This is a genomic window from Prevotella pectinovora, assembly GCF_000834015.1.
Lineage (GTDB): Bacteria > Bacteroidota > Bacteroidia > Bacteroidales > Bacteroidaceae > Prevotella > Prevotella pectinovora.
In genome coordinates this window covers 1-23105 of record NZ_JXQI01000036.1, presented here as the reverse complement: position 1 = coordinate 23105, position 23105 = coordinate 1, and the positions used below count along the sequence as shown (strand labels likewise).

General features: G+C 50.6%; 18 protein-coding genes. 4 read left to right on the top strand and 14 right to left on the bottom strand.

What is annotated here, in order from left to right; genetic code table 11:
• Positions 1–8 precede the first annotated feature (8 nt).
• From ST42_RS04935 to ST42_RS04920, 4 genes are all read right to left on the bottom strand, one after another.
• Positions 9–1550, bottom strand: coding sequence for a glycine--tRNA ligase (locus ST42_RS04935; RefSeq protein WP_022316270.1), 1542 nt, complete (start codon positions 1548–1550; stop codon positions 9–11).
• A 206-nt stretch (positions 1551–1756) separates the two neighbouring features.
• A complete protein-coding gene (locus ST42_RS04930; protein ID WP_044072609.1) occupies positions 1757–2782 on the bottom strand; it encodes a S41 family peptidase in 1026 nt (341 codons plus the stop codon).
• Positions 2779–3648 carry a DUF3316 domain-containing protein gene (locus ST42_RS04925; RefSeq protein ID WP_156139297.1) on the bottom strand — a complete coding sequence of 290 codons (870 nt, stop codon included), beginning with the start codon at positions 3646–3648 and terminating at the stop codon, positions 2779–2781. The genes ST42_RS04930 and ST42_RS04925 overlap by 4 nt, the downstream gene beginning before the upstream one ends.
• 46 nt (positions 3649–3694) lie before the next feature.
• Positions 3695–6523 (bottom strand): DNA gyrase/topoisomerase IV subunit A, encoded by a 2829-nt coding sequence (locus ST42_RS04920; protein WP_231556917.1) that lies wholly within the window; start codon positions 6521–6523, stop codon positions 3695–3697.
• 378 nt (positions 6524–6901) lie between these two features.
• Between ST42_RS04920 and ST42_RS04915 the strand changes: the two genes are divergently transcribed.
• Positions 6902–8494 carry an ATP-binding protein gene (locus tag ST42_RS04915; RefSeq protein WP_231556915.1) on the top strand — a complete coding sequence of 531 codons (1593 nt, stop codon included), beginning with the start codon at positions 6902–6904 and terminating at the stop codon, positions 8492–8494.
• A gap of 218 nt (positions 8495–8712) precedes the next feature.
• Positions 8713–10119: a C1 family peptidase gene (locus tag ST42_RS04910; RefSeq protein WP_022316275.1), complete on the top strand. Its 1407-nt coding sequence runs from the start codon at positions 8713–8715 to the stop codon at positions 10117–10119.
• 967 nt (positions 10120–11086) lie between these two features.
• On the opposite strand, the gene ST42_RS04905 is transcribed toward ST42_RS04910, so the two are convergent.
• From ST42_RS04905 to ST42_RS04895, 3 genes are all read right to left on the bottom strand, one after another.
• Positions 11087–11947, bottom strand: coding sequence for an enoyl-ACP reductase FabI (locus ST42_RS04905; RefSeq protein ID WP_044066071.1), 861 nt, complete (start codon positions 11945–11947; stop codon positions 11087–11089).
• A gap of 222 nt (positions 11948–12169) precedes the next feature.
• Positions 12170–13198: a DUF4435 domain-containing protein gene (locus ST42_RS04900; protein WP_042520105.1), complete on the bottom strand. Its 1029-nt coding sequence runs from the start codon at positions 13196–13198 to the stop codon at positions 12170–12172.
• A gap of 19 nt (positions 13199–13217) precedes the next feature.
• Positions 13218–14036, bottom strand: coding sequence for an AAA family ATPase (locus tag ST42_RS04895; protein WP_022316278.1), 819 nt, complete (start codon positions 14034–14036; stop codon positions 13218–13220).
• Positions 14037–14132: 96 nt separating this feature from the next.
• Here ST42_RS04895 and ST42_RS04890 point away from each other — a divergent pair, with 96 nt between their 5' ends.
• Positions 14133–15089, top strand: coding sequence for a DMT family transporter (locus tag ST42_RS04890; protein WP_044072607.1), 957 nt, complete (start codon positions 14133–14135; stop codon positions 15087–15089).
• A 23-nt stretch (positions 15090–15112) separates the two neighbouring features.
• Positions 15113–16549, top strand: a complete 1437-nt coding sequence (locus tag ST42_RS04885; protein ID WP_044072606.1) for an MATE family efflux transporter — start codon at positions 15113–15115, stop codon at positions 16547–16549.
• 1325 nt (positions 16550–17874) lie between these two features.
• Here ST42_RS04885 and ST42_RS04880 read toward each other — a convergent pair.
• From ST42_RS04880 to ST42_RS04850, 7 genes are all read right to left on the bottom strand, one after another.
• Positions 17875–18702: a tRNA threonylcarbamoyladenosine dehydratase gene (locus tag ST42_RS04880; RefSeq protein WP_044072605.1), complete on the bottom strand. Its 828-nt coding sequence runs from the start codon at positions 18700–18702 to the stop codon at positions 17875–17877.
• 6 nt (positions 18703–18708) lie between these two features.
• Positions 18709–19116, bottom strand: coding sequence for a 2-amino-4-hydroxy-6-hydroxymethyldihydropteridine diphosphokinase (gene folK, locus ST42_RS04875; RefSeq protein WP_042520110.1), 408 nt, complete (start codon positions 19114–19116; stop codon positions 18709–18711).
• Positions 19117–19121: 5 nt separating this feature from the next.
• Positions 19122–20240: a tRNA preQ1(34) S-adenosylmethionine ribosyltransferase-isomerase QueA gene (gene queA / locus ST42_RS04870; protein WP_022316283.1), complete on the bottom strand. Its 1119-nt coding sequence runs from the start codon at positions 20238–20240 to the stop codon at positions 19122–19124.
• A 25-nt stretch (positions 20241–20265) separates the two neighbouring features.
• Positions 20266–20982 carry a tRNA pseudouridine(55) synthase TruB gene (gene truB, locus ST42_RS04865; RefSeq protein ID WP_022316284.1) on the bottom strand — a complete coding sequence of 239 codons (717 nt, stop codon included), beginning with the start codon at positions 20980–20982 and terminating at the stop codon, positions 20266–20268.
• A 21-nt stretch (positions 20983–21003) separates the two neighbouring features.
• Positions 21004–21801, bottom strand: a complete 798-nt coding sequence (locus ST42_RS04860; RefSeq protein WP_044072603.1) for an undecaprenyl-diphosphate phosphatase — start codon at positions 21799–21801, stop codon at positions 21004–21006.
• 21 nt (positions 21802–21822) lie between these two features.
• Positions 21823–22050 carry a DUF3098 domain-containing protein gene (locus tag ST42_RS04855; RefSeq protein ID WP_022316286.1) on the bottom strand — a complete coding sequence of 76 codons (228 nt, stop codon included), beginning with the start codon at positions 22048–22050 and terminating at the stop codon, positions 21823–21825.
• 87 nt (positions 22051–22137) lie between these two features.
• The gene (locus ST42_RS04850; protein WP_042520112.1) at positions 22138–23016 is read right to left on the bottom strand and encodes a cell division protein FtsX; all 879 of its coding nucleotides are present in this window, start codon (positions 23014–23016) and stop codon (positions 22138–22140) included.
• Between the last annotated feature and the right edge of the window lie 89 nt (positions 23017–23105).

Sequence of the window (23105 nt, the reverse complement as noted above, 5' to 3'; positions counted from 1 at the left end):
TCGTTATATTACTGCAATTTCTTGAGCAGACTTGCAATGCTCACCTTGTCTTCGATGATGCTGTTGAGATCGTCGATGCTTACGCGCTCCTGTTCCATTGTGTCACGGAAACGCAGCGTCACGCAGTTGTCCTTGAGTGTGTCGTAGTCAACGGTAACGCAGTATGGTGTTCCGATGGCATCCTGACGACGGTAGCGCTTGCCGATGGTGTCCTTCTCGTCGTACTGGCAGTTGAAATGGAACTTCAGGTTGTTGATGATTTCGCGAGCCTTCTCTGGCAGTCCGTCTTTCTTCACCAACGGCAATACAGCGAGTTTCACCGGAGCGAGTGCTGCCGGCAACTTGAGCACAACACGTGTCTCGCCGTTCTCCAGCTTCTCCTCCTCGTATGAGTGACACATGATAGAGAGGAACATACGGTCGACACCGATACTTGTCTCGATGTCATACGGAGTATAGCTCTCGTTTGTCTGTGGGTCGAAGTATTTGATTGAACGGCCGGAGAATTTCTCGTGCTGCTTCAGGTCATAGTCGGTACGGCTGTGGATACCCTCAACCTCCTTGAATCCAAACGGCATCTTGAACTCGATGTCGGTAGCTGCATTGGCATAGAAGGCGAGTTTCTCGTGGTCGTGGAAACGATAATTGTCAGCTCCGAAGCCCAGTGCCTGATGCCATTTCATACGGAACTCCTTCCATTTCGAGAACCACTCCTTCTCTGTGCCCGGCTTCACGAAGAACTGCATCTCCATCTGTTCGAACTCTCTCATACGGAAAATGAACTGGCGTGCCACAATCTCGTTGCGGAATGCCTTTCCGATCTGTGCGATACCGAATGGAATCTTCATACGTCCGGTCTTCTGCACATTGAGATAGTTAACGAAGATACCCTGTGCTGTTTCAGGACGCAGATAAATCTTGCTTGCTGCATCAGAAGTGGAACCCATCTCTGTAGAGAACATGAGGTTGAACTGACGCACGTCGGTCCAGTTCTTTGTTCCGCTGATAGGGTCAACGATTTCCTCGTCAATGATAATCTGCTTCAGAGCCTCCAGGTTTGGTCCCTGCATTGCCTCTGTGTAGCGTGCATGAAGGTCGTCACGCTTCTTCTGATGCTCCAGCACGCGAGGGTTGGTCTCGCGGAACTTAGCCTCATCAAAGCTGTCGCCGAAGCGTTTGCGTGCCTTGGCGATTTCCTTTTCTATCTTCTCCTCATACTTGCCGATCTGGTCTTCGATGAGCACATCAGCACGATAGCGCTTCTTTGAGTCGCGGTTGTCGATTAGCGGGTCGTTGAAGGCGTCAACGTGTCCGCTGGCCTTCCATATCGTAGGGTGCATGAAGATTGCAGAGTCAATGCCCACGATGTTGTCGTGGAGCAACACCATGCTCTTCCACCAATATTCCTTGATGTTGTTCTTCAGTTCCACACCATTCTGTCCATAGTCATACACTGCTGCCAGTCCGTCGTAGATATCGCTGCTTGGGAACACGAATCCGTATTCCTTGCAGTGAGAGACGATTTTCTTGAAAACATCTTCTTGTGCCATAATCTTATATAGGTTTTATTTATTTTCTTTTCTCAATTGTCAGCATCCTGACCGTCAAATGTCAGTATCCTGATTCTTAATTGCCTGTATTCTTATTGTCAATCGTCATTATTCTGACGAAATCATTTTGCAAAGTTACACTTTTTCCAACATTTACGTGCCGCATTCTCGTTAAATGTTATCAAAATGGGGTTTCAATGCCTGTTTCATTGCCTTGCCAGCATACGGGCAAATTCTATTATCGTGTCGATGCCGAGAGCCATGTCGGCATCGGAAATCTGCACATTGTAATCTGGTTCTATGCCGAATTCCGTGCTTTGCCTGTCGCGGTTGTACATGGGGCATGCACTGAACCTCACTCCCCACCCGTTTGGCAGTTCGCTGCTGAAAGGCATCCCTGCTCCGCCCCCCGTCTTGTCGCCGACAACGATGCATTGTGGAGCACATTTCATGTATTTCACGAATTCGTTTGCGGCACTGTATACAGAACGGTTTGTCAGCACAAACACTTTCTTCTGCCAACGCAGACGGCCTGACGGTTTCAGTCTCTGTTCTCTCATGGATGAGAAGTCGGAGTGTCCCGTTCCTGTCTTATGCTGCATATATCCCACAAGTGTCTCATTGTTGATGAACCGTGCAGCCAGACGCTCCGCCATAGTGAGTTGCCCTCCCCCATTGTTGCGGATGTCAATGACAAGGGCATTGCATGGAGCGAGATACATCAGCACGTCGTCAAGGTTGCCGTCGCCAATGGCTGCATCAAAAGATGAGCAGCGGATGTATCCCACGTTGTCGTCGAGACGGCGATAGCGCAGCGCCCCGGCTATACGATAATCGGTGGCGAGATAGCGGCGCTCCAGCGAGTCGCTGAAATTCTTGGGATAGTCTTCATGCCATCGCCAATAGCGTGCTGAATTGAAACTGGCATACATGTTGACATGTCCGTCACGCAGTTCGCCGAGCATGTTTCCCAACACTTCGAAGAGCTGCTCGTCGTTCATCCTGTCGTCAATCTGACAGGAATAGCGGTCGTGTACCTCATCCCAATCGAGACCGTATGCCTGCCGTTTATAGTCGAAAAAGCAGTATCTCTCATTAACTATCTTCCATAGCGCCTCAAAGTTTCCGCGTGGCGTGTCACTCATCTCCTCCTCATCCACACACGACGGGAATGACACCGCCACGGAGAGCAGCATGGCGAGCAGCAACAATGCATGGGTTATCTTTCTCATGGCTGCAGTCTTGTTAGTCTGAACGTCCGCGTCATTCCGATGACGAACAGATGTGAGTAACTGTGATATTTCAGATTGTTCACCTTTGCCTGTCTGTAGTCGCCCATATATCCGAGGCGCAGAGTAGTCTTGGCAATGTTGAAGTCGAGAGAGAGGGTATTGCGCAGCGAGGGTGTGGCGATGAATGTCGTGGGCACTGCGTTGTGGTCGTAGTTGCCTTTTGAGAATATCTCATAATACGACTGTCCGTAGTTGGGACTGAACATCAGTCCGCAGAGCGGCACACTCACCTCATAGTTCAGCGTGAATGGTTTTCCCGCTACAGTGAACTTGTATGCAGCCATCGCCACTGGGGAGATGTCGAAGCTCAGACGAGCCTGTGCCGGATTGTTGCCGTTGCGGGTATTATAGAGGAATCCGATATTGGCATCCGCCATACCGCCGGCTCTGACGGTCAGTCTGTCGCCGAAGAGCGTCCATCGGCGCAGGAAACCATAGCAGAAATCGTAGGAACCAGCCATTTCGTTGGCATTGTCGGCACGGTTGCGGGAAAACGATGCCATGCCTTGATGCACGATGAGTCGGCGCCACTTCCGATGTTCGCTTCCGCGGACAGTCTGTGATATGTAACGAAGCTCCGTACCCGAATATTTCTCCGGCGAGAGATAGGTATCAAGGACGTTCACGCCTCCCACTCCCAGAAGTCTCGTGTTCGTTATCACCTTGCCTCTTGACCAGGCGACGCTGTCGTTGCTCTGGGCATGACACGACAGACCGCTTCCGCACAATGGCGGAAGCATAAGCGAGAGGACTGCCAGAAGCAATATCCTCTGCGGTTTCCTGACATACTGCCGTAGATGTTTCATTGTTGTGTATCGCTATTGGGAATCGGGTATAAGCCGTGTGTCATCGTCATTCATCGAAAAGACTCAGCTGCCCTGTTATCTCGTCTATTATCTGCTGTTTCGACTTGCCTGCATCCGGGTCGAGATTCTCCGAAGCCTTATTATCGGCTGTCCCGTCAGCATCTGCCGGCGGCACATCGCCGCCATCAGCAGGTTCAGAATCCTCCGGTTCGGCAGCTACAGGTTCCAGTTCTTCGATCTTTGCAAGTTCAAAGGTGGTGAGTCGTTTGCCTCTTGCCTTGTATCCCTTGACGAGGGCGAATTCGTTGACATCCAGTTCCAGCGTTCCTCTGAAAGCATCGTTGCCGCCAAATGTGAGAAGCAGATGTGGAGCCGGAGTGTCGGTCAGCAGCAGCAGTTCATTCTTCGGGTTCTCGCCGATATAGCTCTGCCTGCGTTTTGTCATCTCGAAAAGGAAACGCTTGATATATGGCGTTCCGCCCTGGTCGGCATCCCTCACCACGGCACACCACACCTTATGAGGAACGAATTTCTCTATCCTCATGATGTTGTCCTCGTAGTGGTTGTTGGCATCGAAATTGGTCATATAGTATTCTCCGCTCTTGAGCACCACGAGGATATGCTCGCCCTCGTTGAACTCGCCGAGCAGAGTGCCGTGGTCGTCGTAGTTGAGACGGTTCACGTCGGCGTCGAACCACACCTTCCTGCCGCCCAGCGTACTGTGTCCGTGGCTCTTCAGCGAGATGCGGTGCACAGGGTATTTCGTCAGTATGTTTCCCATTGCCGTTCTGCTCTTCACGAGGATTTTCGAGAAATCCTTCTCTATGAATATGTTCTTGAGTTTCGGCGTCGGGTCGAGCGTCACTTTGATTATCTCTGCCTCACCGTTAGGATTGGCTGTGAAATAGTTCACTCTTGACCCTGGTTTGCCCTGCGTCAGGTCGTAGTCGCGATCGCGTGTCACGGTAGGCACATTAAAGCGCTTGATATAGTAGTTGCCCTGCTTTCCATCACGATACACCACATTATATATCGTGCGCTTGTCGTTCTTCTTGAACACGGCTACATGAATGATATTCTTGCCCACGAACACCTTGTCGGCAACTTTTATCACCTTGTATTTTCCGTCTTTATAGAAGATTATGATGTCATCGATGTCTGAACAGTTGCACACGAACTCGTCTTTCTTCAGACCAGTGCCCACAAAGCCTTCCTGGCGGTTGATATAGAGTTTCTCGTTCGCCTCCACCACTTTAGTCGCCTCGATGGTGTCGAAGTTGCGGATTTCGGTGAGACGGGGATGGTTCTTGCCGTATTTTTCCTTGAGGTATGTAAACCAGGCTGCCGTCACCTCCACCATGTTCGAGAGGTCGCGGTCGATGCTGTCTATCTCCGCCTTTATCTTCGCCATCAGCTCGTCGGCTTTGTCTTTGTTGAATTTCAGGATGCGCTGCATCTTGATTTCCATTAGGCGCAGGATGTCGTCCTTTGTCACCTCTCTGATCATCTGAGGATAGTATGGCGTGAGCCTTTCGTCTATATGTGCGCATGCAGCGTCCATGTCGGGAGCGTTCTCGAATTTCTTGTCCTTATATATGCGCTCCTCGATGAATATCTTTTCGAGCGACGCGAAGTGCAGCTGTTCGAGCAGCTCCGCCTTGCGTATCTCAAGTTCCTTGCGTATGAGTGCCTTTGTGCGCTCCACCGAACTGCGCAACACGTCGCTGACGGTGAGGAACTGTGGTTTGTCGTCCTCTATCACGCAGCAGTTTGGCGATATGTTCATCTCGCAGTCGGAGAAGGCGTATAGGGCGTCGAGTGTCTTGTCCGACGACACTCCCGGGGCGAGATGCACCTGTATCTCCACTTCGGCGGCTGTGTTGTCGTCCACTTTGCGCGCCTTTATCTTTCCCTTCTCGATTGCTTTCAGTATTGAGTCTATAAGCGTTGTAGTGGTCTTGCCGAACGGTATCTCGCGGACGACGAGGGTCTTGTTGTCGAGTTTCTCTATCTTTGCTCTCACCTTGAGCACTCCGCCTCGCTGTCCGTCATTGTATTTGCTCACGTCGATGCTGCCGCCAGTGGGGAAATCAGGATACAGCTGGAACGGCTCGCCATGGAGATAGCTCACAGCGGCATCGCAGATGTCGTTGAAGTTGTGGGGCAGTATCTTTGACGACAGTCCCACGGCGATTCCTTCTGCTCCCTGTGCCAGGAGAAGCGGGAACTTGGCAGGCAGAGTGATAGGTTCCTTGTTTCTGCCGTCGTAGGAGAGCTGCCAGTCGGTGGTCTTCTGGTTGAACACCACGTCGAGGGCAAACTTAGAGAGTCTCGCCTCTATATATCGCGGTGCGGCGGCACGGTCGCCGGTGAGGATATTTCCCCAGTTTCCCTGACAGTCAACGAGCAGGTCTTTCTGTCCGAGCTGCACCAGGGCGTCGCCGATAGAGGCGTCGCCGTGGGGATGGAACTGCATGGTGTGTCCCACGATGTTTGCCACCTTGTTGTAGCGTCCGTCGTCCATGCGCTTCATGGAGTGCAGGATACGTCGCTGCACGGGTTTGAGTCCGTCTTCGATATGCGGCACGGCTCTCTCCAGGATTACGTAAGAGGCGTAATCCAGAAACCAGTTCTTGTACATACCGCTCAGGTGATGTACGGCGGAGGCATCGAAGCGGTTCGTCGGCTTGTAGTCGGAATGCTCCGCAGGCTGGTCGTCGGCATCGTTGTCTGTCTGCCCATCGCTGCCCTCGCCAGCCGGCTGGTCCTCGCTGCCGGCTGCCATGGCTTCGCCGTCTCCGGGCATATCGCCGTCGTTGTTTCGGGTCAACTCATTGTCGTCTCTTGTCTCGTCATCTCTTGTCTCGTCGCTCATATATGTATTTTCTGATACCTGTGGTTTGTCATGACACCGCAAGCGTTAACCCCACTACCACATGGCGGGCAGCCCACACTTGCGAAACTCATGTCGTTTGTATTATCTCATTGTTCCATCTCCCGCCATCGGCAGGCTTCCACACTACGGCAGACTGCCTCAAATTGGCAAAAAGGAAAATTTCTTCAAAAGTACTGATTTTTCCCGACAATGGCAAATTTATTTTTCAAAAGCCCCATCACAGTGCCTTCAATCTTCCACATTCCCGACAAATCAATGATAATGAACTATTTTTCAATGCTTTTCATTGCTCTGTCGAATAATTGTCTTATATTTGCAATGCCTTACCGCCAGTGCCGCAGAGCGGCGAGCAAAACGATGAAAAACAAAGCTGTCATGACGGAGACAAACGAGAGAAAACTGCCTGTAGGAATACAGTCGTTCAAGAAAATCAGAGAAGAGGGCTACCTCTATGTTGACAAGACCGAAATGGTATGGAATCTTGCCAACAATGGGGCGAGGTATGACTATCTGAGTCGTCCCAGACGATTCGGCAAGTCGGTGCTTGTCGATACTCTGCAATGCTATTTCGAAGGCAGGAAAGAACTGTTCGAGGGTCTGAAAATCATGGAGATGGAAAAGGACTGGACCTGCCACCCCGTGATACGCCTCGACATGAGCAACGGCAGCGACAACGCCAAAGACCTTGAGGCTTATCTCGACTTCGTGTTCTCAAAATACGAGAAGCTCTACGAAACGAAACTCCCCGACACGGCAAGTCTCACGGTGCGTTTCAGCAATATTATAGAAACGGCAAACAAGATGACGGGCAAACAGGTGGTGATTCTCATCGACGAATACGACTCTCCCCTTCAGCATTCGTGGAAGACTCCTGAACATGAGAATTGCACACGGGTATACCGCAGCGTGTTCTCTGTATTGAAGACTCTCGACGAGATTGAGCGCTTTGTCTTCATAACGGGCATAACGAAATTCACACAGATTTCACTGTTCTCGGTACTCAACAACTTGTCGAACATCAGTTTCGATGCTGAATATGCCGGCATTTGCGGCATCACGCAGCAGGAGCTTGCCGACAATTTCATGCCTGAAATCAACCAGATGGCTGAAGCCAACGGATGGACTACGGAGGAAACCTTGCGCCAGCTGAAGGCGTATTATGACGGATATCATTTCTGCCGCAAGAATATGATTGATGTCTATAACCCATATAGTCTCGTACACGCCTTAGCGACAAAAGATCTCCGGAGTTTCTGGGCATCTTCCGGTGCCACAACAGCCCTCGCCAAGTTTGTCAACGACATGGAGATCAGACTGAAAGACCTCGACCAATGCGCCATCATCAGCACCACAATAGAATCTTCCGACGTTACCGGTGGAGGAGCGGAGCTGTTCATGTATCAGTCGGGATACCTCACGATAAAAGGATACACCGGAGGCACATACATGCTCGGCATACCGAACCACGAGGTGAGACAGGCTCTCTACGAGATGGTTCTTCCTGCATTGGCGATGCGAAAAGGCAGCGACATACAGTCGGCACAGGCTTTCCTGAATCTTAACCTCTACAACGGCAACATGCCCGAGGCGATGAAACAGCTGAAGGCGCTCGTCGCCGATGTGCCATACAGCAACAAGAAGCTTGCGAGCATGGATATGGAAGAGCGCTACCGCCTCATCATAAGCACTATATTGAATGCCATCGGCTTGAGGGTGGAAGTGGAGAAAATGATTTCTACAGGAAGGATTGACATCGTGGCTGAAAACAGTACATTTATATATGTAATGGAATTGAAACTCACGAAGAACGGAGGTGTCAACGCTGCCGAAAAGCAAATAACCGACAACCGTTACACCGAGCCGTTCAAAGCTGACAAACGCAAGACCATAGCCCTCGCCATCGAACTCGACGACCTGGGCAAGGGATTGCTGGAATGGAAACAACTTTGACAAATAAGGCAAAAAGGGAAAACACACGGCAAAGAAACCTGCCGCCCGACTGTCCACAAGTGCAATTCTACGAGAGTTCCGCCACAATAGGAGAAGCTGAGAACGACAGAAGAAGCATACGGGCGAAACGTTTCACCTGTTAACCGACAGCATATTGCTGACATGCAAAACACTCTAATGAAAGAAAGAGAAAAACAATATAAACAGATAAAAGAAAAATGAACAAGAAAATTTTCCTCGCGGGCCTGATGCTCGCAGCAATGTCGATGAACGTATCGGCACAGAAGAAAGACGGCGGCATCTCGCAGCAGATGCTCCAGCAGATCAAGGGATCACAGTCGAAGGGTGCGGCAGACAAGGCTATCTTCAACGCCATCGCAGCCAACAACATCAACGACCTGGCAAAGAACTTCGCCAATGCAGGAGAGTTCGACACTCACTTCAGCGTGGAGACCAAGGCGCAGAGCATCATGAACCAGAAGCAGAGCGGAAGATGCTGGATGTTCAGCGGATTCAACGTGATCCGCGGTAACTTCGCACACGAGAGCGACTCGCTCAAGGTGGAGCTTTCACAAGACTACCTCTTCTTCTACGACCAGTTGGAGAAGGCTAACCTCTTCTTGCAGGGAGTGATCGACTGCGCCGGCAAGCCTATGGACGACACAAGAGTGCAGTTCTTCTTCAAGAACCCAATCAACGACGGCGGTACCTTCTGCGGTGTTGCCGACCTCACCGAGAAGTATGGCGTGGTGCCGACAAGCGTGATGCCGGAGACTTACTCTGCTGAGAACACCAGCAAGATGGCTGCTCTCGTATCTTCAAAACTGCGCGAATACGGACTGAAGCTGCGCAAGATGGTGGCTGAGAAGAAATCCAAGCAGGCTATCCAGACAGAGAAGACCAACATGCTCGGCACTATCTACCACATGCTGAAACTCACTCTCGGCGAGCCTGTGACAGAGTTCACATTCGCTTTCAAAGACAAGAACGGCAAGGCGCTGGAGGCCAAGAAATACACTCCTAAGTCGTTCTTCAAGGAACTGACCGGCAAGGAGACTCTCAACGGCACATTCATCATGGTAATGAACGACCCTCGCCGCGAATACTACAAGACTTACGAGGTGGACTTCGACCGCCACACATACGACGGACACAACTGGAAATATCTCAACCTGCCTATGGACGAGATTGCCAACCTCGCCATCGCATCTCTGAAGGACGGCAAGAAGATGTACAGCTCTTACGACGTGGGCAAGTTCCTCGACGGCAAGCGCGGATACAGCGACATCAACAACTTCGACTACGGTTCGCTCTTCTCTACAACATTCCCAATGAACAAGGCTGACCGCATCGCCACATTCGACAGCGGTTCTACACACGCCATGACTCTCGTGGCTGTCGACCTCGACGCTCAGGGCAAACCTACAAAGTGGAAGGTGGAGAACAGCTGGGGACCTGAGTGGGGACACAAGGGCTGTCTGATTATGACCAACGAGTGGTTCAACGAGTATATGTTCCGTCTCGTAGTGGACAGAAAATATGCTTCTGAGAAAATCCTGAAGCTCGCCGACCAGAAGCCTATAATGGTAATGCCAGAGGATCCTCTCTTCGGTGCAGACAACTAATACCCGCCACGTCCTTCTCTTGAAGACAAGGACCGGACGGCAAAAGAATGAGCAACCTGTCGCAATAGCGACGGCATACTCATGACCCAACCAACAGAATCGGAATATGTCAAACGTATCTGGCATATTCCGATTCTTGCTTTTTTGACAAGAATATCCATACCACATGCCCGGCACAAAGCCACAATTTATTTATTGACAGTAAACAAAATCACCTGTTTTTATTTATTAGCGGTAAATAAAATCATGCAAATACGACGAAAAGGACCACATCGTCGAAGACAAACTGTATATTGATGTAGTGCCTGTATGGAAGTGGCTGCTGACTGATTTCGTCTAAAAATAGGAAAAAACAAAATTTCGTCCAAAACTGTCAGATTGTCTGGTTTTACCTCATAATACACTGGCATACAGATAAATACAGACCTGACAATTGCTTTCAATTGTCTGGATGGTTTGCCAGCACGAAATTTTTCCATTTCTCATCAAATCATAACTAGTTATTATTTTTTTCGCCACTAAATAGCATCGTAGTGGATAAAAACCGGCTTTTTTATCCACTACAGCACAATTATTGGATAAAAAGCAGTATATTGCCATTATCAAAGAGCAAAGATACAAATCACCAAGCCACAATCATTGGAAAAGATAACAAAACTTCAGGAAATGGGCAGCACGCTTGCCCGAGTGGGGCAAGCAGCGTTCTCAACATGGGCAAGCACCTTGCCCCAAGTGGGCACGGGTGGTGCCCAAGACTGTGCCCAAAGTTTCCATGGAATGAAACTTGTATTTTAGTAATCAAAAGTCTGTATTTCAGCCTTTGAAAACAACTGGTATATACCAACAAACATAATGAAACACACCCCATCCTCAACTGGAATGCCAGAGAGAATGGGGTGTGTCGTATTTATCCAAAATCGGTCATTAGACCGTTTGGGGATTATGAGGTTATGCTGATTGCAGCGGATTATCCGTAGATGATCTTGCCGTTCTCGTCGCGGTTGTCGTCGATGAACGACTTGTTGTACTGCGTCATACCGCGTAGCGACATACCCATGCTTGAGAATCCTCCGTCGTGGAAGAGGGTCTGCATGGTGACTTTCCTGGTGAGGTCGGAGAACATCACTACGCAGTAGTCAGCACACTCGTCAGCGCTGGCGTTACCGAGTGGCGACATGCGGTCGGAGAAGTCGTAGAGTCCGTCGAAACCCTTGATGCCGCTGCCGGCAGTGGTGAAGGTAGGCGACTGTGAGATGGTGTTGATGCGCACGTGCTTCTCGCGGCCATAGATATATCCAAAGCTGCGGGCGATGGATTCGAGCAGCGACTTGGCGTCTGCCATGTCGTTGTAGCCGAAGAATGTGCGGTGTGAAGCCACGTATGTGAGGGCGAGCACGGAAGCACCTTCGCTCAGGGCGTCGAGCTTCTTGGCAGCCTGCAGCATCTTGTGGAATGATATAGCCGAGATGTCGAGAGTCTTGTTCAGGAAAGAGTAGTCGAGATCGTCGTATGTACGCTTCTTGCGCATGTTAACGCTCATGGCACAAGAGTGCAGCACGAAGTCAATCTTGCCTCCCATTGCCTCCTGGGCTTTCTCAAAGAGGTTTGTGAGATCCTCCACCGATGTCGCATCAGCAGGGATGACGGTAGCGTTGGTCTTCTTGGCAAGCTCGTCGATGGTACCCATGCGGCAAGCCACTGCCGTGTTTGTCAACACGATCTGAGCGCCTTCTTCTACGGCACGCTCTGCTACTTTCCACGCGATAGACGCGTCGTTCAATGCGCCGAAGATAATACCGCGCTTTCCTTTCAATAAATTAAAAGACATAATTTTCTATTGTTATGATTTGTTTGAAATTAATCCGATTCCGGCTTGCCGAGCCACCGCTTTTCCGGACGGAACGACTCGTCTCCTATGCGCCTTATCGGTGTTTAAGCATACGGCAAATGCCGCTTAGTTTGCTGAAAAAACGGTGCAAAGGTATAATTTTCTGCACATAAACAAGGGATTATGTGCAGAAAAATGACTTTTTATTGTGTTTTTGAATGTTTAGAGTGCTTGTTTTTGCACATTCTCTTCATTGTGTGCACCTCCCAAGATGCGTTCCACGTCGGCAAGAATGCGTCTGAAGGGTTCGGAGTCCATATATCCCATGTTCTTCTTCAGCATCTGCGTGATGTCTTGAATGCTGTTGGTGTAGCACGAGAGTTCGTTGCGCCGCTGGGTGTCGTGTACCGCCTGCCGGCGTATCTCCCCTTCGCGCTCCTGCACGAGGATGTTGCACACGCGCCCCAGGATCGGCAGCACTATCTTGTTGAAGAGGTGATGACCCTGTATATACATATATGTGGTCTGCGGCGTGACGCCCATCCTGATGAGTTCGCTCTTCAGGGCGAGATACGACTCCTTGGCTTCAGGATGGCGCTGCTGCAGCTGTCTCACCTTGTTGTGCACCTTACGGCGCATGTTGTCGATGGAATACTGCGGGTTGTGGATGGAGAAGCCGCCGAGTTCCACGATGCGGTTGAGGTCGGTGATGGTGAACTGTCCGTATATGCTTCTGCGATAATGCCATATCGACCATACGAAGAGTGGGAATATCGCCTCGCTGAGCTGCCGCATGTAGTCTTCGAAGTCGAAGATGGAATGGTCGTTCAGGGTTACCATCACGCAGACGTTGTGTAGCGACGGCGCAAAACACTGGTAGCTCTCTATGGCATAGGCATAGGTATGGAGCACGTAGGGATTGGATATCACCGCACGCGAGGTTGGCGTGGCTCCGTTCATGAGATAGTCGTAGTCGGCATCCACACAGGCTATCATACACTCGCCGAGGCGGTCGCCGAGCTCATTCATGAGCACCGACTTCTTGCCTCGCTCCAGGGTGGTGTGCGAGGGGAGCATCACTTCGAAGTAGCGTGTAGAGTTTTCGTAGCGGCTGAGCACGGTGCGCCAGAAGAACACGTCGTCATAGCTCTCCACGTATGCCACGATGCGCTTGCGGGAACGCTTGGAGTTGAGCCGGTTTGCCGCCTCAATATAGGCGGAAGTGAGGTTATGGGTAAGTCGCTTGTTCATAGAGTTTTCCTCCTGATGGTCAGTCCATGGTGATGTCGCTGACTTCTGTCACGTTGTCCATCCAACCGTTCATTATCACCGCCGGGGCGTGGGTTGAGAGGATAATCTGGACGTTGGGGTTCAGTTCCAGAATGATGTCAATGAGGCGCTGCTGCCAGTCCACATGCAGGCTCACCTCGGGTTCGTCCATGAAGAGCACGTATGGCTTCTGGTCTTCTATCAGCACCGTGAGCAGGATGACGAGCATCTGCTTCTCGCCGCTCGACAGCTGGTATGGCTGCAGGGTCTCGCCTATCTGCGTGAGGCATATCTCGTTTGCCGTGCGCACGATGGTCTTGCCGGTGTCGGCGAATAGGTCGTCTACGAGGTCCTGGAATTTCTTCTTTGGCTCCGACAGTTTCTGGGCGCGCTCGGCGGCATCCGGTTCTCCGCTCTGCAGGGCGGCGATGATGCGGTTGCCGATGTTCACCTGATAGTCGAGATATTTGCGCTGCAGCACGTACAACTGCCAGTCGAGCTCGGTGACGAGGCTGATGCCCACCTTGCTGAGCAGTTCCTGGTTGACCATAGGATTGTCGAAGGAACGGATGATGTCGAAGCGTATCCATTTGGCATCCTCGGGACTCACCTTGAGATGCACGCCTTTGAGGAGATGGCTCGGAAACTCTCCGCCTGCAGAGAGTCCTTTCACCACCTTGTTTATAATGGTGCTCTTGCCCACGCCGTTGACTCCACTCAATATGTTCACCCTTCTGTCGAGATTCCATATCACGTGTTTTCTGCCGCTCCACAGGGAGTCTATCTCTATCTGACGTATGTAATCCGCGTATTTCTGCATAGCAAACTATTTTAATGATTTATCAATTACAAATATAAGGTTTTCTATCATAATTAAGTACCTTTGCAGCCGCAATTTAACGATATTAAGGAAAAAATGAACAATTTACGCAACAATAGCCGTGTCTTGATTGCCCACCTGAGCATCTTCCTTGCTTGTGCTTTCTGGGGACTGATGGCACCGCTCGGCAAGGATGCCATGACGCATGGCGTGACGGGACTCGACATGGTGTCGTTCCGTGTGGCAGGAGGAGCAGTCCTGTTCTGGATAACATCACTGTTCACTACACGTGAGCACGTGCCGACAAAAGACAAGCTGATGTTCATAGCAGCCGGAATCTTCGGTCTCGTGACCAACCAATGCTGCTATACCGTGGGACTGAGCATCACGTCGCCCATCAACTCCAGCGTGGTGACCACCTCGATGCCTATCTTCGCCATGATTCTCTCGGCGATAATACTGAAGGAGCCTATCACCGGAAAGAAGGCTCTGGGAGTGTTGTTCGGATGCACGGGAGCCGTGGCACTGGTGATGTCGAGCGCCGCGGCTATGAGCGACAAGGTGGGCGACCTGCGTGGCGACCTGCTCTGCATGGCGGCACAGCTGTCGTTTGCCCTCTATCTGGCGCTCTTCAGCAAGCTGGTGAGGAAATACTCGGTGATAACGGTGAACAAATGGATGTTCACATGGGCTGCACTCATCATCCTGCCGTTCACCATGCCACACGTGGCAAGCATAGACTTCGGCAGCGTGCCGGCGAAGACATTGTGGGAATCGGCATTCGTGGTGGTTTTCGGAACGTATCTCGGATACATCCTCATGATGATAGGACAGAGCACGCTGCGCCCTACGGTGGTGGGAGTGTACAACTATGTGCAGCCTGCCGTGTCGGTGACGGTCAGCATACTGACCGGCATGGGTGTGATGACGCTGCAGAAGGGCATCGCCATATTGCTCGTATGTCTGGGTGTGTGGCTCGTGATAAAGAGCAAGTCGAAACGCGACATGGAAAGAGAAAAGAACGAGGAAGGAAACGAACGGGAAGACAAATAGAACTTGTCAACTAAGATATCAATATGTCACAAAAGAACGCTAAAGAGAACAAGTTGCTGGCGATGATCCGCAACGGACAGGAGATGACCGACGGCGACAAGCTGCGCCTCATCGTGCAGCTCAGCATACCGTCGATACTGTCTCAGATGTCGTCGATACTCATGTTCTTCATCGACGCTTCAATGGTGGGTTCGCTCGGAGCGAAGGCTTCGGCGGCAATAGGACTGATAGAGACCACTACATGGCTTTTCGGCGGACTGGCATCGGCGGCGATAATGGGATTCTCGGTGCAGGCGGCACATTTCATAGGTGCCAACGATGAGAAGAAGACGCGGCAGGTGTTCCGTCTGGGACTGATGGCGATGACCGTCATGTCGCTGCTGTTCATGGCATTAGGAGCGGCAATAGCAAAGCCTCTGCCCTACTGGCTCGGAGGCGGAAGCGACATCGCTCCGCTGTCGACAAGCTATTTCCTGGTCTACAGCATCGCCCTACCTATATATATGGTGGGCATGATGGCGTCGGCAATGCTGAAAAGCTCGGGCAACATGAAGATACCGAGCATGATGAGCGTATTGATGTGTCTGCTCGACGTGATGTTCAATTTCATAGCCATATTCCCGACGAGAGACATCACGATACTGGGAACGACGATACACATGCCCGGACTGGGACTCGGACTGACGGGTGCCGCCGTGGGAACGGCATTGGCGTTTCTCGTCACCGGACTGATTCTGATATGGATTGCCGTGAGGAAGGCTCCGATGATATCGCTCAAAGGGGAGAGATGGATATGGAGACCATGCCGCGGATATATCAAGAATGCCATAAGAATAAGTTTTCCGATGGCGATACAGTATATGCTGATGAGCGGCGCACAGATAGTGAGCACCATGATCGTGGCGCCGCTTGGCAACTTTGCCATCGCCGCCAACACCTTCGCAATCACGGCAGAGAGCCTGTGCTACATGCCGGGATATGGCATCGGCGAGGCTGCCACTACGCTGATAGGACAGAGCATGGGAGCGCAGCGACACGACCTGACGAAGCGGTTCGCATATATGACGCTGGCTCTGGGAATGATGATAATGGCGGTGATGGGAGCTATAATGTATTGCTTTGCACCAGAAATGATAGGCATCATGACACCGGTGACGGAAATCAGAGTGCTCGGCATCGGAGCACTGCGCATAGAGGCTTTTGCCGAACCGATGTTCGCGGCAGCTATCGTGGGCAACTGCATCTGCATAGGAGCCGGCGACACGAAGATTCCGTCGGTGATGAACTTCGGCAGCATGTGGCTCATACGCCTCTCGCTCGCTGCTTATCTGGCACCGAAATACGGACTGGCTGGCGTGTGGTCGGCAATGGCGATAGAACTGACGTTCCGAGGAATCATCTTCCTCATTCGCATCTACAGGGGGAAATGGATGAACCACAAGGTGAGCGTAGACAAGTAAGCCTCTGTCTGGCATGTAATCGTTTACGTATGATTTAAGGCGGAAAGCGATACAACATCCACCTTTATTTCATATTTTTGCATCGACATAGACAGGTAAAAAGGACAAAGGATAACAAAAACATAAAATAGGGAGCCGGCATGACTACATGTTGTCTTCCTATTTTTGGTTTAAACCACATCGGGCATTAGGGCTTGCTTGGATATTGTTTTTTTTAGAAGAGTGGATTTTGTTTGTCTTTTAACCCAAAACGGTCATTAGGCCGTTCAATGTAATATTTTATAACTGCTTGCAGTCTTTTGCTTTTTATAAGGCGTCTTTTGCTTGTTTTTAATTCGCAATAGCTCGCTATTACTCATTAAAAGCCAAACAAAATCCATCCTTCTAAAAAATCAAAATCCAAGCAAGCCCTAATGACCGATTTGGGTTTAACCCAATGAACACAACAGGAAAAAAGAAGAAATCGTTTGCATTTGTGTGGATAACAAAAATACTTTGATTTACATCAAGATATTATGGAAAAGTATGTTATTTAGCATGTTTTTGTTTGTTGTGTGCGCAAACAATACTATCTTTGCAACGTCAAAACAAACAAGGAGGCACACAAGAAGACCTCCACAACGCCAATAGAAGAAATAACAAACAGATAGGTTATTAGAGGTAAAAAGATTGAAGATAGGTTATTAGAAAGGTAAAGAAGATTGGAAATAGGCCATTAGAAGGTAAAAGACAAAGATTGAAGGAAGGATAACAAAGACGCAGAGATGACCAGAAAGGTATTAGAAACAAGGAAACGATAGTTTTTCAGGTAATGAAGATTGAGGATAACAAAGTTGGTCATTGATGATAATAAAGATAAGGATAACAGAAAGACCATAGAAATATTAGGTAATGAAAGATTGTGAAATAGGTAATTAGTGGTAAAGGATTGTTTAAAGCCGCTCGACGGCAAGGATAACGAAGAAGATAGGTATGATTCCCCCGCTATGAAAAGCGGTGGGAAAAAGGATTAAGGTAAAGATAAAAGATTGTTTTTCAAGGATTGAATGATGCCCAAGGGGATTGAAAACGATTATTAGTTAGGTTATTATAGATTTAGGTAAGATTAGTTGTTTGATTTTAGTTAGTCACACCTGTTTGCTGTAAATACAGCAACAGGCACGTGGGTAACGGTCAAAAAAGAAAGAAAAGAAAGTGAATGTCAGTAATGTTATACAAAATACAGAAGCCACCCAAACGGGTGGCTTTTTCGTTTTTATCCCCCTGGGGGGAAATTAGAATCTGACACGCTAATGTTCACGCAAAGGCAAAGATACCAAGACCTATCATTCCGCGTCTTTTGCCTCGGCAAGTCCCTTCTGATAGAGGTCGTTTACTACGAGGCTGGCGAGGGTGAAACCGAAAATCGCCGTGATATGTGCCGCAGTACCGTTTATCTGCGCTTTGGAATTGTTCCAGTTATGGTCGGCAAGCGCAGGGTCGCCGGACACCTCCTCTTTGTTGGAGCATACACACTGGTCTGTACCGCAGGTGAAGCTGGTGCCGAGATTATGCAGGAGCTCATCGCTGTATACACATTTGAACTTATGTGCCGGACGCACCTTCATCTTGCGGAACTTGTTTCTCAACGCACGTGCCAACGGACAGCCTTTCACCTTCCAGAATTCGGCAACGGCAATCTTGCTCGCATCCATCTTCAGTGCTGCTCCCATAGAGGAGAGAAGCACCGAATCGGTCTTGCAAGCCTCCAGAATCAGCAATGCCTTGTCTTTCAGACTGTCGATGGCGTCGATGATATAGTCGTAGCTGCCGATATTGAAAGAGCCGGCAGTGGTCTCGTCGTAGATTTTCTGCAGGGCAACGATTTCTGCCGTAGGGTTTATCTCCAGCAGTCGTTCCTTGAGCACCTCAACCTTCACCCGTCCGATGGTCTTGGTGGTTGCCATGAGCTGGCGGTTCACGTTGGTTATGCACACCCTGTCGGAGTCGACGATGGTGAGATGTCTGACTCCAGACCTCACAAGACTCTCGGCACACCAACTGCCCACTCCGCCTACGCCGAAGATTATCACCCGTGCCTCAGCGGTTTTCTGCATCACACGCTCGCCGACGAGCAGTTCCATTCTCTTGAATATACCTTTTTCTATACCCATTTCTTGTTATTCCTCCATTATTTCATTGAGTGGCGTCATCACGAAGTCTCTCTCGTGCATCAGCGGATGCGGTATCTTCAGGTCGGGTTCATCGATATGCAGGTCGCCATAGAGCAGTATGTCGATGTCGATTATGCGGTCGTGGTATTCACCGCCGTCGGATTTCAGCGTGCGCCCCATCTCCCTCTCTATGCGCTGTGTCACTTCGAGCAGCCGGCGGGGTGAGAGCTGTGTGTCCACACATACGGCAGCGTTGACGAAGCGGTTGTCTGACCTGAAGCCCCAAGGCTCCGTTTCATAAAGAGCTGACTGGCGCACTACGTCGCCAACCAGCTCTCCGATATTTTTTATTGCCTCGGCGATGTTCTTGCGTTTGTCGCCGAGGTTTGTTCCCAAAGAAAGATATGCTATCATCTGCGTCAGTCGTTCAAAATCAGCATGGCGTCACCGTAGCATCCGAACTTGTAGCCGTTTTCCACCGCCTTCTTGTATGCCTCCATTATCAGTTCGTATCCTCCGAAAGCGCATGTTGCCATGAGCAGCGGCGACATCGGCTGATAGAAGTTGGCAATCATAGTGTCGGCGAGTCCGCATTCGTATGGAGGGAAGATGAACTTGTTTGTCCATCCCTCATATTCCTTCAGCATCTTGTCTGTGCCGATGGCGGTCTCTGTAGCCTTGAGCACACTTGTACCCACGGCGCATACATGTCTGCCATTGCGCTTTGCCTCGTTCACCACGCTGCATGCCTCGGCTCCGATGTGCATCTGCTCGGAGTCCATCTTGTGTTTGGTGAGGTCTTCCACCTCTATGCTATGGAAGTTGCCGAGTGCGCAGTGCAGGGTGATGAATGCGAAGTTCACGCCCTTGATTTCCATCCTCTTCATCAGCTCACGGCTGAAATGCAGTCCGCTTGCCGGTGCTGTGACAGCTCCCTCGTTCTTTGCGAATATACACTGGAATCTGTCCAGGTCTTCGTCGGTGGCTTTTCTCCTGTCCACGATATAGTGTGGCAGCGGAGCCTCACCGAGCGCGAAGAGGTCGCGTTTGAACTCATCGTGTGGTGCATCGTAGAGGAATCGCAGTGTGCGTCCACGGCTTGTGGTATTGTCGATCACCTCTGCCACCATCGAACTGCTCTCGTCGAAGAAGAGCTTGTTGCCTATTCTTATCTTTCTTGCCGGCTCCACGAGCACGTCCCACAGGCGCATCTCCTCGTTTAGCTCACGCAGCAAGAACACTTCAATCTTTGCCTCTGTCTTCTCCTTCGTGCCGTAGAGACGTGCCGGGAAGACTTTCGTGTCGTTGAATATGAATGCGTCGTGCTCATCAAAATAGTCGAGCACGTTGCGGAAGTCCATGTACACGGGGTTGCCGTCTGCATCCTTCAGCTCATGTCCCTTATCGTCTTTCTGAAACATGTCGATGGTGCCCGACTTGCGGTGTACCACCATCAGCCTGCACTCGTCGCGATGGTATGACGGTTCAAGTGCGATAAGCTCCTCTGGAAGTTTAAATTTGAATTGCGATAGTTTCATATTCTTGCTTTACCTTTATATATTTTCAATTTTCTTCTGTGTTCTCCTCTATGTCCTGCTCAGCGAGCCACTGCGGAAAGTCATCCAGCGTGATGCAGTCTTCCACTCTCACATCGCCCACCCTTGTGCGCCGCAGGGCTGTGAGATAGGCTCCGCTGCCGAGAGCTTCGCCGATGTCGCGTGCCAGGGCGCGGATATATGTCCCCTTGCCGCATACCACTCTGACAGACAGCTGCATTGCCTCTTCGTCGAAGTGGGTCATCTCTATCTCGTCCACTCGCAGGGTCTTGGCCTTGAGCGGCACGTCTTGGCCTTCGCGCATGAGCTTGTAGGCGCGGTCTCCGTTTATCTTGCATGCCGAATATGCAGGCGGCACCTGCTGTATCTCTCCCACGAACTTTGGCAGCGTCTCCTCTATCAGTTCACGTGTGATGTGCGCCGTGGGATAGGTATGGTCAACGGTGTGCTCCATGTCGAAACTTGGCGTCGTGGCACCGAGCTGCAGCGTGGCGGTATATTCCTTGGTGTGCGCCTGCAGTTCATCGATGCGCTTGGTAGCCTTGCCGGTGCATAGGATGAGTACTCCGGTGGCAAGCGGATCGAGTGTGCCGGCATGTCCGGTCTTCACCCTCTTCACTCCCATCCTCTTTGAAATCAAAAAACGGATGTGGGCAAGTGCCCCGAAGCTCGACATGCGGTATGGCTTGTCGATGCAGATTATCTCTCCTTTGTTGAAGTTCATCTGTATGTCTGTTCTTTTCTGTTATGCAAATGAGCAGATTATGGTCACCGCACCGGCGATGCCGCAATATATTCCGAAATATACGAGCTTGCCTTTCTTCACGATGTTTATCATCCACTTGCAGGCGAAGCATCCGGATATGAATGCGGCGCAGAAGCCCACCACGAGTGGCAGTGTGTCTACTCCGCCGAAGGCCTGCTCGCCTTTGAGTCCCTTGAGCAGGTCGAGCAATGCCTCACCGAGGATTGGAGGAATGACCATGAGGAAGGAGAACTGTGCCAGCTTCTCTTTCTTGTTGCCGAGCAGCAGTCCTGTAGCTATGGTGCTGCCGGAGCGTGAGAGTCCCGGCATCACTGCCACTGCCTGTGCGAGACCGATGATGAAGGCATCTTTAAGGCTGATTTTCTCTTTCTGGCGTGGTTTGGCGTAGTATGAGAATATCAGCAGCAATGCTGTTACGAGCAACATGCAGCCCACGATGAGGAGTCCGGAACCGAATATCTCCTCCACAGTGTCTTTGAAAAACACGCCCACGATGCCGACCGGTATCATTGAGATGAGGATATTGAGGAAATATTTCGTCTCTTCGTTCATCTTGAACTTGAACACGCCCTTCACGATCCAGTCAATCTCCTTCCACAGTATCACGAGGGTGCTGAGCACCGTTGCCACATGCACCATTACAGTGAATGCGAGATTGTCTTCACCGTTCACTCCGAAGAGTGTGGCGCTGATAGCCAGATGGCCGCTGCTGCTCACAGGCAGGTATTCCGTCAGTCCCTGCACGAGACCGAGGATCAATGCTTCAAACCAATTCATTTCTATTCCTTATGTTATGCCTTAATCGTCTTTAGGTTTTCTCATCACTCCGTATATCATCGACACGAAACCGATGAAGCATACTATAGGCGCTACGGTAGTGTGCATAGTGTTGAATATCTCGGGGTCGAACTTTTCTTCGGTCGAACCGCCGCCGCTCATCAATATGAAGCCGACTATCACTATCAGCATGCTGATGCCGATAAGCATGAAGTTCACGCGGTCAAATGCAAAATTTCTCTTGTCCATTATTATGTAACGTTTTTAATGTATGTCTTATTTAATCCCGACAAGGGCCGGGAAGTGGCGCTTAAGGCTGGAGCCAGCCAAGGGGCCTTAAATCTTGTAGAGGTCTCCGGCTTTCATCCTCAGGAACTTGTTCACCGAGAGCCATGAGCAGAAGAGCGTGATGAGCAGTCCGAAGAGCAGCACCGACACTCCCGTAATCGCCATCACCTGCCATGTGAGCACCACGAGCACATCGGGCTCATACATATACAGGGCATACACTCCACCGGCAAGCACCGCATCGGCGAGCACCGCGGCGAGCAGTCCCTGCCACATGGCGCTTCTGACGAACGGCCAGCGTATGAATCCCCATGACGCTCCCACGAGTTTCATCGTGTTGATCAGGAAACGGCGGGCATACATGGCGAGGCGCACGGTGTTGTTTATCAGCGAGAACGACACAAAGGAGAGCAGTACGGCAAGCACCAGCAGCACCAGGTTGATGCGCTGCAGATTGTCGTTCACACTGTCCATGAGGTCTTGCGGATAAGTGATGTCGGTCACTTTGCTGTCAGCCTTAAGATTCTTGGTAATCCATTTCAGCGAGTCCTTGTTGGCATAATCCGCCTTGAGCTGCAGCTCCATGGAACCGACAAAGGGGTTCTCACCGATAAACTCGCTCGGGTCTGTGCCCATGGCGGCAGTCTGCTCCTTGAGCACCTGTTCCTTGCTGACGTAGGTCACACGGTGTACATAGGGCAGCTTCTGCAGGGCAACGGTCATCTGCCTTGCCTGCGGATCGGTAACTTCCTCGCTCAGCACCATCGTCACAGTGAGGTTCTCCTTCACATAAGAGGAGAGATTCTGCGCCGTAAGCACGGAGGTTACCACCATTCCCAATAAAATCAGTACCATTGCGGTACTTATACATAGCGTTATCGCCTGCAGACCAATGCGTCTGCCGGACTTTCTTCTTTTCTTGCTCATTTCACAATTTGGCTATATAACCTGAATTCGCTGCAAAGATAACCATTTTAGAGAGAAACAAGAAATTTTTCTTGTATAATATCACATTG

What these genes read in the sequence shown, in the direction of transcription:
- ST42_RS04935 (WP_022316270.1), bottom strand. Translation starts at nt 1,550, where the DNA reads ATGGCACAAGAAGATGTTTTCAAGAAAATCGTCTCTCACTGCAAGGAA.
- ST42_RS04930 (WP_044072609.1), bottom strand. Translation starts at nt 2,782, where the DNA reads ATGAGAAAGATAACCCATGCATTGTTGCTGCTCGCCATGCTGCTCTCC.
- ST42_RS04925 (WP_156139297.1), bottom strand. Translation starts at nt 3,648, where the DNA reads ATGAAACATCTACGGCAGTATGTCAGGAAACCGCAGAGGATATTGCTT.
- ST42_RS04920 (WP_231556917.1), bottom strand. Translation starts at nt 6,523, where the DNA reads ATGAGCGACGAGACAAGAGATGACGAGACAAGAGACGACAATGAGTTG.
- ST42_RS04915 (WP_231556915.1), top strand. Translation starts at nt 6,902, where the DNA reads ATGAAAAACAAAGCTGTCATGACGGAGACAAACGAGAGAAAACTGCCT.
- ST42_RS04910 (WP_022316275.1), top strand. Translation starts at nt 8,713, where the DNA reads ATGAACAAGAAAATTTTCCTCGCGGGCCTGATGCTCGCAGCAATGTCG.
- ST42_RS04905 (WP_044066071.1), bottom strand. Translation starts at nt 11,947, where the DNA reads ATGTCTTTTAATTTATTGAAAGGAAAGCGCGGTATTATCTTCGGCGCA.
- ST42_RS04900 (WP_042520105.1), bottom strand. Translation starts at nt 13,198, where the DNA reads ATGAACAAGCGACTTACCCATAACCTCACTTCCGCCTATATTGAGGCG.
- ST42_RS04895 (WP_022316278.1), bottom strand. Translation starts at nt 14,036, where the DNA reads ATGCAGAAATACGCGGATTACATACGTCAGATAGAGATAGACTCCCTG.
- ST42_RS04890 (WP_044072607.1), top strand. Translation starts at nt 14,133, where the DNA reads ATGAACAATTTACGCAACAATAGCCGTGTCTTGATTGCCCACCTGAGC.
- ST42_RS04885 (WP_044072606.1), top strand. Translation starts at nt 15,113, where the DNA reads ATGTCACAAAAGAACGCTAAAGAGAACAAGTTGCTGGCGATGATCCGC.
- ST42_RS04880 (WP_044072605.1), bottom strand. Translation starts at nt 18,702, where the DNA reads ATGGGTATAGAAAAAGGTATATTCAAGAGAATGGAACTGCTCGTCGGC.
- folK (WP_042520110.1), bottom strand. Translation starts at nt 19,116, where the DNA reads ATGATAGCATATCTTTCTTTGGGAACAAACCTCGGCGACAAACGCAAG.
- queA (WP_022316283.1), bottom strand. Translation starts at nt 20,240, where the DNA reads ATGAAACTATCGCAATTCAAATTTAAACTTCCAGAGGAGCTTATCGCA.
- truB (WP_022316284.1), bottom strand. Translation starts at nt 20,982, where the DNA reads ATGAACTTCAACAAAGGAGAGATAATCTGCATCGACAAGCCATACCGC.
- ST42_RS04860 (WP_044072603.1), bottom strand. Translation starts at nt 21,801, where the DNA reads ATGAATTGGTTTGAAGCATTGATCCTCGGTCTCGTGCAGGGACTGACG.
- ST42_RS04855 (WP_022316286.1), bottom strand. Translation starts at nt 22,050, where the DNA reads ATGGACAAGAGAAATTTTGCATTTGACCGCGTGAACTTCATGCTTATC.
- ST42_RS04850 (WP_042520112.1), bottom strand. Translation starts at nt 23,016, where the DNA reads ATGAGCAAGAAAAGAAGAAAGTCCGGCAGACGCATTGGTCTGCAGGCG.